The sequence below is a fragment of the Zunongwangia pacifica genome (assembly GCF_023499215.1).
GTDB lineage: Bacteria > Bacteroidota > Bacteroidia > Flavobacteriales > Flavobacteriaceae > Zunongwangia > Zunongwangia pacifica.
In genome coordinates this window covers 150949-167216 of the sequence record NZ_JAKHSK010000001.1, presented here as the reverse complement: position 1 = coordinate 167216, position 16268 = coordinate 150949, and the positions used below count along the sequence as shown (strand labels likewise).

Sequence of the window (16268 nt, the reverse complement as noted above, 5' to 3'; positions counted from 1 at the left end):
AAAGCAGGTTTATTAACCTGCCACAAAATCTTTTAAATAATAAGGTTCAAAATAAGCGACATCTTCTATGTCGCTTATTTTGTATTTATCATAAGCTATTGTATTCATTTCTTTTACTGAAGGAAGTCGGTCTTCAATGAATTCAGCATTTGGATGTTCACAGATTTCCCTGAATTTTGCCACTCCATTACCAATAAAATAAACTTTCCCTTTTGCCAGTTCTTCCTGAAAACTTTCTTCGGAAAGTACCTGAGCTTTAGTTTCTCTTATTTGATTAAATGCTGAATCGAATACTGCGGAATACACTTCCATTCTTCTTGCATCTAGCATGGGGATGATCTGTTCTCCTTCTTTTGGATTTACCTGCTTGGCCAAAGCGGTTAACGTTGGCACTGAAATTAATGGGATATCCTGAGCAAAGCACAAACCTTTGGCCGCGGAAACCCCAATTCTTAGCCCTGTATAAGACCCGGGGCCTTTACTAATCGCAATAGCATCAAGATTATCGATTTTAAGATTGTTTTCTTTTAAAATTTCATCGATAAACACGTGCAATTTTTCAGCATGAGAATAGCCTTTACTATTATCTTCTTTTAAAGCGATTAAATTACCCTCTTCACACAAAGCAACCGAGCAGTTAGTGGTTGCGGTCTCCAAACAAAGAATTATAGCCAAAATTATCGAATTTTAAACTCTATCCTTCGCCGTTGGTGCTACCCATAACCTCAACTTTATCTCCAGATTTTAGAGTTTTTGTTACTACATTATACGGGCCGGTAATTACAGTTTCTCCTTCTTCCAGACCATCTGTAATCTGAATATTAGCATCATCCTGAATTCCGGTTTTTACAACGCGCAATTTAGCTTCTTCCCCGTTCTTAACAAAGACACATTCAAAAAGTTTAGAAGGATCGGTTTCTACATTTTTAGGAGGCATGGCTCCCTTAGTTACAGACGAGGTATCGGCTTTTACAACGATCGCACTAATAGGAACACCTATAACATTATTCTTTTTATTGGTAATAATGTCTACGGTAGCCGTCATTCCTGGTCTAAATGGCGAATAATTCGCCGGTTTCCCTTCTAAAAGATCTTTATACGAATCCTCTAAAATGCGGACTTTTACTTTAAAATTTGTTACCTGATCTGTGGTTAACTCACTATCGGCAGAGTTAGAAATTTCAGTAACCACACCTTTAAATTCTTTTCTTAGGTAAGCATCTACCTCAACAACGGTAGAATCCCCCACTTCAACTTTTACAATATCATTTTCGTTTACATCTACTTCAACTTCCATATTAGAAAGGTTGGCCACACGTAAAATCTCGGTACCGGCCATTTGCTGGGTTCCTACTACCCGTTCCCCTAACTCGGCATCTAATTTAGAAATTGTACCGCTCATAGGCGCATAGATATTTGTTCTACCCAGGTTATCCTGAGCTTCGGTCACTGTTGCAGCAGCACTTTGCATACTGTAATAAGCAGATTCTTTATTAGCCTCAGCCACTTCATAGCTGGACACAATGCCATCCCATTCTGCCTTAGAAATCACTCCTTTTTCGAAAAGTGTTTTATTACGTTCGTAATCTGCCTTTGCCTGCTTTAAACTGGCCTGGGACTGCGAGTAATTAGCGCGGGCATTCTCCATACTGGCACGTGAACGTTGTACGTTAGATTGATAAATATCTGGGTTAATCCTTACCAATAAATCGCCTTTTTCTACCTGCTGCCCTTCAATGATTGGAAGCTCAATAATTTCCCCAGAAACTTCAGAAGATAATTTCACCTCTACCTCTGGTTGGATTTTTCCGGTTGCCGATACCGTTTCTACAATATCCAGCGATTTAATTTGTGTAATTTCTACTTGTTTAAAATTACCATTTTTACCAAACATTCCAGATTTCTTACCTACAACGAGTAATATGGCCAAAACCACAATAATTCCCAGAATGATAAAAAGAGTTTTCTTTTTCATTTATAACATTTTTAAAAGCGAAATTTTAAATATCCCGTTCTTGATGAAACCAAAATATCAATAAGCACTTATTAAGCTCTTTAGAATCTTAAATTAGCTACCGGAACTCCAAAATATAATTCTAATACTTTTAGTTTGAAGATATAATCATACTTGGTACGAATCACTTCACGCTGCGCATTTTCGTAACGTACTTTAGACTGACTAAAATCGAAAGCGTTGGTTAATCCTACACCAAAACGCTCTGTTGCATATTCATAGGCTTTTTCCTGAGATTCGGCCGCTACTAAAGCTGCTTCATAAGCTTCAAAAGCCCCGGTGGCATCTACATAGGCTTGATAAACGTTTGCTTCCAAATCCAATTCTGCCTGTTCTAATTGATATTCAGCCCTACGTACATTTACTTTGCTTCTCTTCACCTGATTTCTGACCGAAAAACCGTTAAAAATAGGAACGCTTAATTGAAACCCATAAGAAATACCATCATTTAGCCATAATTGATCTATAAATGGTCGCGGACTTAAAACGGTTGGAATTGCAGGATTCTGAGTTTCTGTAACCACCTTTTCTCCTGTAGATTCTACGTAACCAATTTCTGTAACTGTAGTACCAGGAGGGTTTACATATTCTATTCTATTGGCTCCGGTCTCCCTGGTGTTATAATTGATAAATGCGCCTAAAGTTGGTAGATAAGCTCCGCGTGCTATTTTAACATTTTGCTCGGCAATTTCTTTATTAGCTTCAGCAATTCTAATTTCTGAACGTTCTTCTTTAGCTCTTTCTATAATATCATATACTGAATTATCCAAAATTTCGGTTCCGAAGATATCGTAATCGTCCTCTACAATATCAAAATTTTCATAATCCTTGATTAACAAAGTTTGAGCAAGACTAATTAATGAAATCCTGATATTATTTTGTGCAATTATAATTCGCTGTTTTTCATCTGCATTTGTAGCCTGGATTTCCAAAAGGTCGCCCCTTGGTAAAGATCCGGCATCTACCAATTGCCCTGTACGTTCTAACTGCTCTAAGGTTACTTCGTTTTGTGATTTTAAAACTTCCAGATCCTGCTTTGCAAATAACACCTGAAGATAAGAATTTGCGATTGCTAATGTAATATCATCTTCCATCTTATCTAAGGAATACTGCGCCGCGAGTTTAGACATTTTGGCCCGTTGCACCTGCTTATAATTGCTAAGCCCATCGAACAAAGTAATACTAGCGGTTACTCCTGCAGAAAAGTTTCTTGTCGTTTGATTTTGCAGCACTCCGGTAGTTACGTTTTGGGTTAAACCGGTGTTCCAGGAGTTGCTGGCACTACCATTTATCGCTGGCAACAGTTTACCAATGGCATCTTTTTTATCAATCTCGGCTGCTTCTACATCAAGTTCAGATTGTTTAACAGAGATGTTATGCTCTAACGCATACTCCACACATTCCTGCAAGGTCCATTTTTTCTCCTGCGCATTGGCGATGAACCCAACCAAAAGTAAAATGGCAAAAAGTCTAAATTTATTCATAATGTATATTGTAAAAGATATGTCTAACAAAAAGTTGAGTTGTTACAAAAACTACAGAAAATTAATTTGCAGCGAAATTTTGAGCAGGTTTGAGTTGATTCCATACCTTAATTTTATCGTCTTTATCTATTCCGCTTTTAATCTCTACATTAATTCCATCACTTACGCCCAACTCTACATCTTTACGCTCAAATTGCTGATTTCCTGTCTCTATTTCCACATAAGGTTGTTGCGTATCATTATCAAACTGAACTAAAGCCTCTTTTATAGCCAGTACATTTTCAGCTTTTGCTAAAATTATTGAAGCATTGGCACTTAGTCCCGCTCTAATAAAAGTGGTATCTGCCTTATCTAAGGTTCCTTTAATTTCAAACTGAATTGCTCCGTTTTCTTCAACTCCTTTTGGCGCGATATAATCTAAAACCGCATCGAAAGTTTTATTTTCTATAGCACCTACAGTTACTTCAAGCGGTAAGCCTTCTTTAATTTTACCAACTTCGCTTTCATCTACTTTACCTTCAAAAATCATCTTATTCACATCAGCAAGCGTAGCCAGCGTAGTTCCGTCGTTAAAGTTATTAGATTCGATTACCTGGTTACCAGTTTTCACAGGTACATCGAGCACCATTCCGGTAACGGTGCTTCTAATTAATGTATTTGCCGCGCTACCAATCCCTCTGGTGGTTCCGGTTTTTACGATCTCAAAATTTTGTTGTGCCGATTTGTAGTTTTGCTCAGCTCTTTGATAAGCCACTTCTACATTATCATAATCGTTGGCAGAAATAACCCCTTTATCGAATAAAGATTTTTGACGCTCGAATATTTTCTTTTGATTATCAAGATTAATTTTAGCGGTAGCCACCGCATCTTTTGCACTTTGCAACGAGTTTACATTAGGGATCACCCTAATCCTGGCAATTAAGTCTCCGGCTTCAACAGATTCCCCCGCCTCAACATAAATTTCATCTATGATTCCACTAATATTAGGCTTAATTAATATTTCTTCTAACGGAACGATATTTCCGGTTGCCACGGTATTTTTAGTGATGGTTTGTACAGAAGCCTGTTCGGTTTGATAGACCACTGGATCTTCCTGCCCCTTTTGAAAGTAATAATACAGCGAACCTAGAAAGCCAATAAAAATTACGGCTAAAATAATGATGGTAACTGTTCTTTTCATTTTTGATTGTATTTATTCTTTTATCTTAACTTGTTATTCTGTTCTTAAAGCGTCTACAGGCTTGATCTTTATTGCATTTTGTGCCGGAATCAATCCTGCCAGCAATCCAGAGATCACAAGGATGGCCAATGCGATTAAAACAACCCCTATATTTACAGATGGGTTAATAAACATCATTTCTGAAGTATCCATCCCGTCTAAAATCATATTAATTATAAAAATGACCAAGGTGGAAAGAATGATTCCTGCCATACCTGAAATAATGGTAAGAAATATCGATTCTAAAAGTATTTGCCCCCTAATATTCCAGGGACTTGCTCCCAAAGCCCGTCTAACACCAATCTCGTTTGTACGTTCTTTTACTACGATAAGCATGATATTACTAATCCCAATAATTCCTGATAGCAAAACAAGTGTTCCTACAAAATAGGCCACCAGACGCAATGCGATAAACAAACGGTTAATACGGCTATATTCTTCGTATAAATCAAAATTCCCTACTGCCCGATCATCATCTGGAGCGATACTGTGACGGGATTTAATAACATCAAAAACACTATTTTTAAGCTCGGTTATAGAATGATCGTCATTTGCGGTGATCGCCATCCATCCAACCACATCCCCCATATTAAAGGCTTGCGAAAATGCCGTAAATGGGACAAAGATCTCTTTTTGCATTTCTTCTGCATTTCCTCCGCCACTCCCATTTTTCTTATAAGTTCCTATCACCATAAAATTAACCCCGTTAATCTTAATATAGGTTCCCAAAACTTCTTCCTTTATATCATACAAACCTGTCCTTACGCCTTCACCAATCACCGCGACTTTTCGGTTATCTTTAATATCGGAATAATTTATAAACCGCCCGGAAGTAATATCCATAGGCTGCTGCCTTATAATCTCAGGATAGTCACCATAAACATTATAAGCTCCACTATTTAAACCACGTACTACATTGTTTGCTCCTCCAAAGCCTCCTAATTGATTACGGGGAGAAACAATCTCTAAACCGGGCACCGTTTGTTTTATGGCTTCTACATCACCTAGCTTAAAATTATATCTTCTACCTTTAGGCAAACCCTTATAAGGTTTAGAAATATTTTGTGACCACATAAACATAGAGTTTGTTGCCATGCCACTAAATCCTTGTTTAATACCATTCTCTAATCCTTTACCGGCTGCCAAAAGAATCACCAAAATAAAAATCCCCCATAACACCCCAAAAGCAGTTAATAGCGTTCTAAACCAGTTTGCGGTTAGCGCTTCTATAATTTCGTCCCAGCGATCTCTACTAAACATGATTTAAAATTTTTACTCGTCTCTTAATGCTACGATTGGTTTAATCTTTGCCGCCCGGTAGGCCGGAAAAAAACCTGCTACCGCTCCCGCTACAATTAATATGAATACCGTAGATAAAGCCACATTAAAATTTACGGTTGGATTATATATAAAATCGGTTTGTATCATGGGTCCAACTACATCCAGTAGAACTAATCCCAAAATCAAACCTGTAAATCCAGCAAAAGAGGTCACAAAAATAGACTCGTGAAGCACCATCCCAATAATAGAAATCGGCTCTGCTCCCAAAGCTTTACGTACACCAATTTCCCGGGTTCGCTCTTTTACAATAATCAACATAATATTGCTTACCCCAACAATTCCGGCGATAATCGTACAAATACCTACTCCCCAAAAAAACATTTTTATCATGCCCATTAGGTCATAAAATCGCTTTGTATTTTCGAGCATATTGTTAACTCTAATTGCGCTATTATCATCTGGCGCAATGGTATGCTTTCCTTTTAAGTAGGTTTCTACTTTTTTAGTAAACTTGTTAGCTGAGGCTAAAGCTTCTTCATAGGTACCTTCGGGTTGCAACGTATAGGACATATAGTTAATATCATTACCGCCCCCAAAAACTTTTTGGGCTGTAGTAATAGGAACAAAAACCCTGCTTTCCTCACGTTCCCCGCCAGGGTCTGTATATACCCCAACCACTTTAAATTTAATTCCTGAAATTTCTACATATTCTCCTAAAATACTTTTTGCATCTTTAAATAAGTCATTCTTTACCCGATTCCCGATAATAACAACTTTGCCCGACTCATTAACATCCTTATAATTTATAAAACGGCCTAAAAGCATACTACTATTTTCCAGAAATTGGTAATCTGGATACACGCCTTCTACCCTATAAGAACCAGACTCTTTACCAAAGCTTACCATCCCACCCCAAATTCTATAAACTGAAGATTTATATTCTAGTGCCTCTTTATTTTCTGTAGTAGTGAATTGATAATCGTCATTTTTCATCTGAATCATCCGGCCTGGATTTAAGCCTTTATATTCTTTTGAAGTTACTCCCGGAAAAACATAAATGATATTGGCAGCATCACTCTGAAATTCTCTTTCAATACCGTTTTTCATCCCCTCACCAATACCAAGAAGAATCACCAAAATAAAAATCCCTGAAGCTACCGAGAGTCCAGTTAAAAATGTACGCAGCTTATTTTTACTGATGGTTTCAAAAATTTCCTGCCAACGTTCAAGATCAAACATTTTGTAGCGCTCTTACCTGGTTAACTTTAGTATCATCTATAATTAAACCATCTTTAAGGTTTACTATTCTTTTGGTCATTTGCGCAATATCATGCTCGTGCGTAACGATAAGAATGGTCCTCCCCTCATCGTTAATTTGCTGAATTAAGTCCATCACCTCGTAAGAGGTTTTTGTATCTAATGCACCGGTAGGTTCGTCGGCCAATAACACTTTTGGATCTGAAGCTAAAGCTCTTGCTATGGCCACACGTTGTTTTTGTCCTCCTGAAAGCTGGTTGGGTAAATGATCCATCCACTGTGCCAGCCCCACTTTCTCTAAATAAGCCTTAGCCTTATCCATACGTTCACCACGTTTCATCCCCTGATAATATAAAGGCAGGGCTACATTATCGAGTGCCGTTTTATAATTGATAAGATTAAAAGACTGAAATATAAATCCAAGGAATTTGTTGCGGTAACGGGCGGCAATTTTTTCATTAAGATTCTTTATTGCTACGCCATCCAGGGTATAAGAACCGGTATCGGCTTCGTCTAACATCCCCAAAATATTAAGAAGTGTAGATTTACCAGAGCCAGACGAACCCATTATAGAAACCAGTTCACCTTCAGAAACATTAAAATTTATGCCTTTTAAAACATGAAGTGAGTTATTTCCTGTTTTATAAGATTTGTGTAAATCTTTAATTGTAATCATAACATTTTGACTGATGGTTAAAAGCAAATAATTTGCTTATATCCATAAGACTGCAAAAAGTTGAGAATGTTACATATAAATTAAAAATTTCTTAAAATATGATTTAAGCTTCGTATTTTTTCTTTCGGTAAGAACGATAAATATAGTATCCAAGGCCACCTACAAGCAAATAGGGAAAAACCATTAAATATAGAATTCCATCATTAATACCTTCAGCAGCGTTTTGTGAAGATTCACTTTCAAGCACTGCTCTACACATAGCACATTGAGCGTTTGCAAAAACTGGTATAAAAAGTAGTATTAAAACGACCAATATCTTCTTCACATTAAAAATCCTCGTCATTTCTATTCAATTTTAATAATACGGATACATAAAAACGTATACCAAAACCCCGGTTATCGCTACATACAACCATATAGGGAATGTCCATCGCGCTATTTTAGCATGTTTTTGATATTCCCCTGTTAAGCCACGATACATGGTGAATAAAACCAGAGGAATTATAATTGCTGAAAGGGCAATATGCGAAATCAAAATAAAATAATAAACGTATTTGAGGAACCCCGTACCTTCATAATGTACCGGATCATTACTTATTTTTGAAATCACGTAACTCACCAAAAATACCGCAGAAAGTACAAAAGCAGTGATCATTACATTTCTATGCAGTTTATATTCCTTTATCCTCATAAAGAAAAACCCCATTAAAAGTAATACCGCTGTAGATCCGTTAAGTACCGCATGAAATAATGGAAATGTGCCTGACTCTGTTCCCAGTAAATTGTAGCGCTCTGGCAAATTCATTAAAATTAAAACCACAATAGGCACTAATACTGAAAGGGTAATGATTACCGGAATGGCGATTTTATCTGTTTTTGTTAGCGTTTTTTTCACAACAATGTCTTAATATCCTCAATTAACATATCGATTTGCGGTTCTTCTTCTCCCTCGGCTATCGATGCATTTCTTTTAACAAAACCTCTGTAATAAATCAATGGATTACCAAAATTGTCTTTTCTAGAACGAATATATCCATCCTTATCAATTAAAGCAAACATACCAGAATGTACAAAGCCTCCCTTTACATCGGGGTCTTCACCTGCATAAGTTTGAAATCCTGCATTAGCTAATTGATAAATTTTCTCCTTCTCCCCGGTTAGTAAATGCCAGTTAGGATTTGTTATCCCGTAATGCTCTGCATATTCTGAAAGCACCTGTGGCGTATCATGTTCTGGATCGATAGAAAAAGAAGCTATACCAAATTCATCTTCATGATCTTTTAATTCATCCTGAACCTCCACCAAATTTTCACTCATCACAGGACAGATTGTTGGACAAGTCGTAAAAAAGAATTCCACTACATACACCTTCCCCAGGTAATCTTCATTACTAATGGTATCGCCATGCTGATCTATAAATTCAAAACTTGGTGCTTTTCTTTTTTTTCCATTAAGTTCCAGGTAACCAACTTCAGGAGACTCCTTCGCAGGTCGTTTTGTCCCCTCTTTATTAAGCCGATCTCCTTCTACTATCTCTCCATTACTCATTTTATCTATAATCTTCGGAATTACAATAATCCCAAAAACCAGAATGATTATAGCTAAACCTATATATGAATATTTCTTTTTCATTATTCTGAAATTCTAATCAGTTATTATTTCTATCTGCATTATTCTTTTTTAAAGCCAGGCGATATTCAGCCAAAATCACTTTTACGTCATCATTCATCTTATTGGTAAGTTCTGCTATATCCCTGGAATCATATCCAAAAAGGTTACCTTCATCGTCATCGTCCCTACCTCTAAGATTTCGGGATTTATCCACTATAAATACATACGGAGAATAACTCTCTGTTGAAAGATGATATGGGCTATTAAAACTTACAAAAATAGCTTTGATTTCTTCTGGTGAGCCAAATACAAATTTCCATTCGTGCGCATTGGTAATGCCCTCAAATTCCTTTGCAAAATCTGCTGCACTCTCTCTGGCACTTTCAGGAAGAATAATAACAAACTGAAAATCATTAAATCCGTAATACTTTTCAAGGATTTTTTTATCCAGGTTAAACGTATTCCCTTTTAAATCTTCTATTTTTTCCCCAAAAAAGGCCACCACACTAATATGATCCTGAAGAAATACAGGTTCGTCATCGTAACTGGACAGATCAGAAATTTCAGATACCTCTTCAGTTAAAACAGGTAATCTTGCAAAATTATTTTTACCTGATGCAAAAAAAAGATAAGCGACGATTGGCAATGCGAATAGTACTGTGAGCACAAAAAATTTCTTCATAACACCGTTTCAGAAAAGCAGTACAAAAATAAAAAGACGGTTTAACAAAACCGCCTTTTCTTAATGTTTTAACTTTTGTCAAGTTTTAAAAATCCCAAGCAATATAGCCGTTTTTATAAACTTCATATATATAATCTCCTTCTGTTAATAGAATGAAGATTAAATAAATCGCAAGAAAAATCCCGGTCCAAACAACTGCTCTTCTAAGCCCTTTAGTTTCGTGCTCCATGTGCATAAAAGCCCATGCGATATAATATGCTTTATATAAGGTAAGAATAATAAATATCCAGTTTAAAAGGTGCATTCCTACCAAAGAAGTTTCAGTAAGAAAACCTGGTCTTACAATACCTAATATTACCTCTACAATGGTTACTACAGAAAGAATCGCAAAAACCTGCCAGATTCTTTTTGTATTGGACTCGTGTTGATGTGTTGCTGTACTATCGTGTGCCATAATTTCTTTGATTCAAAAAATTAAACAAGGTAAAAGAAAGTGAATACAAATACCCAAACTAAATCTACAAAGTGCCAGTATAAACCAACCTTTTCTACCATTTCATAGCTTCCTCTTCTCTCGTAGGTTCCTAAGATCACATTAAAGAAAATAATAATATTAATTATAACTCCAGAAAATACGTGGAATCCGTGGAATCCTGTAATAAAGAAAAAGAAATCTGCGAATAATGGTGGGCCATATTCATTCTCGGTTAGGTTCGCTCCTTCTACAACGCCAATAGCATTATTATCTAACCAACTTTGTGATTCTTCTCTGGAAAGGATCTTTTTCTCCCCTCCTTCTTCATCAAAATCTAATGTTCTTATAAAGAGATTTTCGTTTTTCGCAAACCCTTCTTTAATGCTTTCTAAACTATATTCTGAAACAGTTGATCCGCTCTCAAACCAGATACCAGTATTTCCGGTATGGGTAGTAAGCTCAGATTCGTGCATAACTGCAATATCTTTTAAAGCTACGCGATGACCTTCACCATCTACAAACTGAAGAATTTTATCCCCTTTTGTTTTTAACGCACCATATTCTCCAGAAATAAAGTTACTCCACTCCCATGCCTGAGAACCTAAGAAGATTAACCCCCCTATAATTGTTAAGAACATATAAGTTGTTACTTTCCCTTGTTTCATTTGATGGCCTGCATCTACTGCTAATACCATGGTCACAGAAGAGAAAATAAGGATAAACGTCATTAATGCCACATAATACATTGGCGCATCTACCCCATGAAGAAATGGAAAGTGGTTAAAAACCTCATCAGCAATTGGCCAAGAATCCATAAACTTGAACCTTGAAAATCCATAAGCCGATAAAAATCCTGTAAATGTAAGTGCATCGGAAAGGATGAAAAACCACATCATCAACTTACCATAGCTGGCTCCAAGTGGCTGGTTACCACCGCCCCAAGTTTTACCTTCGGTGCCTGTTCTAACAACAGTAGCGTCCATAGAAGAAGTCATTTAATTTTAAGTGCAGCGCAAAAATACGCAATTTTATTATCTAAAGAAATATAAAAAGAAAAACAGGTAAACCCACAGTACATCAAGGAAGTGCCAAAAAGTCGCACCAAGCTCTAATCCAAGTGTTTGTCCTTTATGGTACCGTTGTTTAAAATGATTATAAATTAATACCAAAAGCACAATTAAACCCGCCGCAAGGTGGGCTAAGTGGGTTAAAACCAATACATAAATAAAGCTTGTTGTAATTGTACTTTCGCTTCCGGTAAAATAATAACCGGCATTTACAATAGCTGCAAATCCCTGAAACTGAAAAAGCACAAATAACACCGCCAGGATTAAAGTCCCTATTAAAAAGGCCGTACCGTTTTTCCTGTTGCCTAATATAATATTCTTTTTCGCAAAAAACATGGTGATACTACTAATAAAAATTACAATAGTACTCCATATAAAAGATTGCGGTAATTCGAATTCAGTAAGCCAATCAGGTCTGGTTTTACTTACTACATAAGCACTGGTAAGCCCGGCAAACATCATTCCCATACTAATAATCGCAAACCAGAGCATCATTTTTTTGGCGCGATCTCTTCTTTCCTGCTCGCTTCCATTTGTTAAATCCATTCTCTAATAAATTTATCCAATACGTAAACTATTTGTAATAATGTAATATAAGACACACTAGCAAGCATTAATTTTTTTGCTGCCTGTGCCGTTTTAAGTTTAAAAAGTCTTACTGCATAATAAAGCATCCCTATACCCAATACTAAAATAATTACCCCGGAAACCGGAGTTAGATATAACCGTCCAGTTACCCCAAACACCGGAATTAAAGAAACCAATATCGTCCAGATCGAATATAAAACAATCTGTATTGCTGTCCCCTTGTCTCTTTTACCTGTAGGTAACATAAAAAAACCGCCTTTTTTATAATCGTCATACAACCACCATCCAATAGCCCAAAAGTGAGGAAATTGCCAAAAGAACTGGATCATAAACAAGGTTCCCGGTTCAATACTAAACTCTCCCGATGCAGCGACCCACCCTAGCATAAAAGGGATGGCTCCCGGAAAAGCTCCTACAAATACAGATAAAGGAGTTTTTGTTTTTAAAGGCGTATAGATACTAACGTAAAGAAAAATACTAATCCCTCCAAACATTGCTGTTTTAGGATTAATAATATAAAGTACCACTAAACCTAAAACAGTAAATACACTTGCTATAATAAATGCAGTGGTTACCGACATTCTACCTGAAGGAACAGGACGGTTTTTCGTTCTATCCATCAAGGCATCTAAATCTTTTTCGATAATCTGATTGTAGGCATTAGACGCCCCTACCATAAAATATCCGCCAATAGCTAAAAGGAGTACAACAACAAAATCTACCGTTTCTGCACCTAAAAAATAACCCGCCACTGAAGAGAAAACCACACTTATGGCCAAACGCATCTTGGTTATTTCCTTAAAATCTGATAATAACGAAGGTGAAGAACTATTTACGCGTGCGCTACTCAAAAATTATTTTTTATAATTGGCGCAAAGATACTCCTTAATTAGGTTTTGACAAGGCCGCACAATTGTTAATTTTAAATCTATATGTCTCGGTTAATAGTCGTAATACCAATTAAAAATATCTGTACGTAAACCAAAGTTTAACCAAGACGTAGAAATATCAAAATTACTTCTTGTATTTACATCGGTATTCATGTTACGGTAAATAAAACTTCCGTAAAGCTTTAAATTAGTCTCAGGGTTTATGATATATCCTGCTTCTAACTGCCCAAAGAACGAAATTCCCGTATTCCCCTGCCCTATTTTAACTCCATTATCAAAAGGGCGATCTTCATAATTACGATAAATATTCCCTCCATAAGAATAAGGATCATTATCATAATCAAAACCTCTTTTCCCATAAATGAATTTCGCCATACCATACCAGCGATCTTTTTTATACCTGGCAATCGCTATTAGTTCTCTAAAATTTGCTCCCCATAAATGTGCCAAGGACTGGTTATTATGGCCATAGTTCAACACTTCTGTATTATGAGAATAGGTATAGGGACGCACCTGATTATATTCTAACTGAAGGAAAAGATTGGGAACCTTAAAGGCATTGAAATATTTTAAACCTAATTGATAACCTAACTTGTTTTTCCAACTTTTTTCTCCTCCAAAAATATCACTGGAGGAAAATTCATCAATGATAATTTGAGTATAGGCATTTAACTGATTACTCACTTTATATTTTCCACTTAGCCCAATCAACGCATTCCCTCCACGGGCTCCCGTTGAAAATTCGATAGCACGATAAAAAATCACCGGATTTAAATAATTAATATCAAACCCTCTATTGTTATCGTTCTCCCAGATTACCGATTCAAAAAGACCAATATTAAGTCGTTTACTTACATTTAAACTCAAATAGTGATTCGCCATATACTTGGTTCTAAAACTACCATCTTCCGTAACTTCTGGCCTTACATCTCGCATAGACATCCAGGTATTGGTATATTTCAATTTCCAAAATGTAGTATTCAACTTAAAATAAGGATATGGTGAAGTTACATCACTCACTAATAAGGAACGATATCCATCCCCTATGAAGTTTTTACCATGCCCAAACTGAATATTAAAGTATTTTGAAGGGCTATAAGAAAGATACCCCTCCGCAACAGGATAATCGTACGAATCGTCTCCAAAAGGTTTTGCTATCCCGCGCCCTGGGATAATAGCGGGATCTCCACCATCTGGCCGTATCGACTCTGCCCAATTATTAAAATATCCGGCAAACCTACCCTGGTTTTCATAAACAACAGTATAAAAATTGAGATGTTTACCCAATCCCCCCTGAAACACGGCAGCTCTTGTATTGTTATAGGTAAAGTCTGCCGAATCATCGTTAAAATCTTTACCAAGCTGAAGATCTAAAGCAAAATCGAAAGTAAACCAATAGTCTTCATTCTGAAATCTAAGCATGTGTTCATTCCAGATTTTACGCCCTACTAAAGTTTTTCGATCCTGATAAAGTCTTTCGGCATCATTTTTCAGATCGTAATATTTTGAAACATCCTTAAAAAGAAGTGGTTTTGAAGCGGTATGATTATTCGTTCCAATTTGATTTAACGCCGCATCAAACCTGGAATAATATTCGTGCGACAATGGAATATTTATACTGCTTTCATAACGAGGATTTGTAAATTCATTAGAATGAACAGCATCATATTCATTAGCCGCTATCACTAACTCATTGGTGTCCAAATTTTCAGCTAGTTCTACTGTATCCTTCTTTTGAACCTCTGAAGGCACAGGTTCTAAATCACGAATTTCGTTTCTATCTAAAGGAATTTTTATGGGTAACCTAAATTGCATATAGGTAGGGTGTGCATTATATTTTGCCGGCTCTATTACAGGAAGTAATTTAAATATTCTGGAAACCTCATCCTTTAACGCATCGTAAGCGGCATTAACATACATCAATTTAAACTGACCTTCTTTGGTTACCTCAAAGACCACAGCAATTTCTCCTGTATAATTATTAGCAATTACACTTGAAGGAACTTCAAAATGATCGACCACAAACGCAACCAATGTATTCTTAAAACAGCTTTGTTGAGCATTGTAATTTACAGACTCACATTTAGGAAAAACAGGATAGATCTCAGCGTTTTGTGCCTGCAATAAAAAACTAGCAAATAGAAAAAACGGAAGTAGAAAATACTTCATAGAAAAAAAATAGATATTCGGGTCGAAAGATACACTTTTTAAATATATCCTAAAACAAAGAAATCCCGGTAAAAACCGGGATTTCAGCAATTCATATAAATGTAATCTTTTTCCTTAATCTTGAATTTGGAATGTAATTGGCAGTGAGTAAACAACCCCTACCGGCTTACCTCTTTGCTTACCTGGTTGCATTTTAGGTAATTTGTTTACTACTCTGGCAGCTTCCTGCTCTAACCTTGGGTGCGGAGCACGAGCTCTAACATCTGTAATTTTTCCTTGTTTATCGATCTTAAACTGTACAATTACACGAGTAATACCTGATAATCCAAGTTCAGCTCCTAAATCTGTATCAAATTCTTTTTGTACAAATTTCATTACTTTTTCACTCATACAAGCTTTACGCTCGTCATTGTCTTTAAGATTTTCACATCCTGGGAAAATTGGCACATCCTCGATAACTGCGAAGGGAACGTCTGCTACCTCTTCTTCTTCTGGCGCTTCAACTACTTCTTCTACTTCAACGATGTCTTCAAGGCTGGTTTCAGTAGATTCAATTTCATCTTCTTCTACTTCTTCCTCATCCTCCACAACTTCAATAACCTCTGGTGCCGGTGGTGGCGGTGGAGGTGGTGGCGGTGTGTTTTGCATTTCGGTAATTGGAATTTCTTCGTCTTCTAATTGATCCATCTGCACCATTCCGGTATCAATATCAGACTTTTCGTAAGTCTTCCATTCAATAGCCTGCCAGGTAACAAAAAGAACCAATATAAGACCTAATTGAAGAAACAATACGCTTCTTTTCGATAAATCTGCTTTCGGATTTTTCTTAGGTTCCATAATGGTTAATGATTAATA

The 16268-nt window shown here is 36.5% G+C and carries 17 protein-coding genes; all 17 read right to left on the bottom strand.

The genetic code is table 11. The annotated features are described in order from the left end of the window. Positions 1–12 precede the first annotated feature (12 nt). The 17 genes from tsaB to L1967_RS00690 all read right to left on the bottom strand — a co-directional run bounded on the left by tsaB (position 13) and on the right by L1967_RS00690 (position 16250). Positions 13–675, bottom strand: a complete 663-nt coding sequence (gene tsaB / locus L1967_RS00770) for a tRNA (adenosine(37)-N6)-threonylcarbamoyltransferase complex dimerization subunit type 1 TsaB (RefSeq protein ID WP_249599806.1) — start codon at positions 673–675, stop codon at positions 13–15. Positions 676–694: 19 nt separating this feature from the next. Further along, on the bottom strand, positions 695–1975 hold the full coding sequence (locus L1967_RS00765; protein ID WP_249599805.1) for an efflux RND transporter periplasmic adaptor subunit: 1281 nt from the start codon (positions 1973–1975) through the stop codon (positions 695–697). Positions 1976–2055: 80 nt separating this feature from the next. After that, positions 2056–3498: a TolC family protein gene (locus tag L1967_RS00760; RefSeq protein WP_249599804.1), complete on the bottom strand. Its 1443-nt coding sequence runs from the start codon at positions 3496–3498 to the stop codon at positions 2056–2058. Between the two features lie 61 nt (positions 3499–3559). Continuing rightward, entirely contained in the window at positions 3560–4678 is a 1119-nt protein-coding gene (locus L1967_RS00755; protein ID WP_249599803.1) for an efflux RND transporter periplasmic adaptor subunit, read from the bottom strand. A gap of 33 nt (positions 4679–4711) precedes the next feature. Continuing rightward, entirely contained in the window at positions 4712–5977 is a 1266-nt protein-coding gene (locus tag L1967_RS00750; RefSeq protein WP_249599802.1) for an ABC transporter permease, read from the bottom strand. Between the two features lie 12 nt (positions 5978–5989). Continuing rightward, complete coding sequence (locus tag L1967_RS00745) at positions 5990–7237, bottom strand: ABC transporter permease (RefSeq protein WP_249599801.1); 1248 nt, start codon at positions 7235–7237, stop codon at positions 5990–5992. Continuing rightward, complete coding sequence (locus L1967_RS00740) at positions 7230–7931, bottom strand: ABC transporter ATP-binding protein (RefSeq protein ID WP_249599800.1); 702 nt, start codon at positions 7929–7931, stop codon at positions 7230–7232. The genes L1967_RS00745 and L1967_RS00740 overlap by 8 nt, the downstream gene beginning before the upstream one ends. Positions 7932–8034: 103 nt before the next feature. Beyond that, on the bottom strand, positions 8035–8274 hold the full coding sequence (locus L1967_RS00735; RefSeq protein WP_249599799.1) for a hypothetical protein: 240 nt from the start codon (positions 8272–8274) through the stop codon (positions 8035–8037). A 12-nt stretch (positions 8275–8286) separates the two neighbouring features. After that, positions 8287–8826 carry a DUF420 domain-containing protein gene (locus L1967_RS00730; protein WP_249599798.1) on the bottom strand — a complete coding sequence of 180 codons (540 nt, stop codon included), beginning with the start codon at positions 8824–8826 and terminating at the stop codon, positions 8287–8289. Continuing rightward, complete coding sequence (locus L1967_RS00725; RefSeq protein ID WP_249599797.1) at positions 8823–9563, bottom strand: SCO family protein; 741 nt, start codon at positions 9561–9563, stop codon at positions 8823–8825. Before L1967_RS00725 ends, L1967_RS00730 begins: the two co-directional genes overlap by 4 nt. A gap of 16 nt (positions 9564–9579) precedes the next feature. After that, the gene (locus L1967_RS00720; RefSeq protein WP_249599796.1) at positions 9580–10224 is read right to left on the bottom strand and encodes a hypothetical protein; all 645 of its coding nucleotides are present in this window, start codon (positions 10222–10224) and stop codon (positions 9580–9582) included. A gap of 85 nt (positions 10225–10309) precedes the next feature. Further along, positions 10310–10678, bottom strand: a complete 369-nt coding sequence (locus L1967_RS00715) for a cytochrome C oxidase subunit IV family protein (RefSeq protein ID WP_249599795.1) — start codon at positions 10676–10678, stop codon at positions 10310–10312. A 20-nt stretch (positions 10679–10698) separates the two neighbouring features. Next, positions 10699–11682: a cytochrome c oxidase subunit 3 gene (locus L1967_RS00710; RefSeq protein ID WP_249599794.1), complete on the bottom strand. Its 984-nt coding sequence runs from the start codon at positions 11680–11682 to the stop codon at positions 10699–10701. Positions 11683–11730: 48 nt separating this feature from the next. Next, complete coding sequence (locus L1967_RS00705; protein ID WP_249599793.1) at positions 11731–12312, bottom strand: cytochrome c oxidase subunit 3; 582 nt, start codon at positions 12310–12312, stop codon at positions 11731–11733. Continuing rightward, complete coding sequence (gene cyoE / locus L1967_RS00700; protein WP_249599792.1) at positions 12303–13205, bottom strand: heme o synthase; 903 nt, start codon at positions 13203–13205, stop codon at positions 12303–12305. Before cyoE ends, L1967_RS00705 begins: the two co-directional genes overlap by 10 nt. A 90-nt stretch (positions 13206–13295) precedes the next feature. After that, a complete protein-coding gene (locus L1967_RS00695) occupies positions 13296–15413 on the bottom strand; it encodes a gliding motility protein RemB (RefSeq protein WP_249599791.1) in 2118 nt (705 codons plus the stop codon). 114 nt (positions 15414–15527) lie between these two features. Then, positions 15528–16250, bottom strand: a complete 723-nt coding sequence (locus tag L1967_RS00690) for an energy transducer TonB (protein ID WP_249599790.1) — start codon at positions 16248–16250, stop codon at positions 15528–15530. Between the last annotated feature and the right edge of the window lie 18 nt (positions 16251–16268).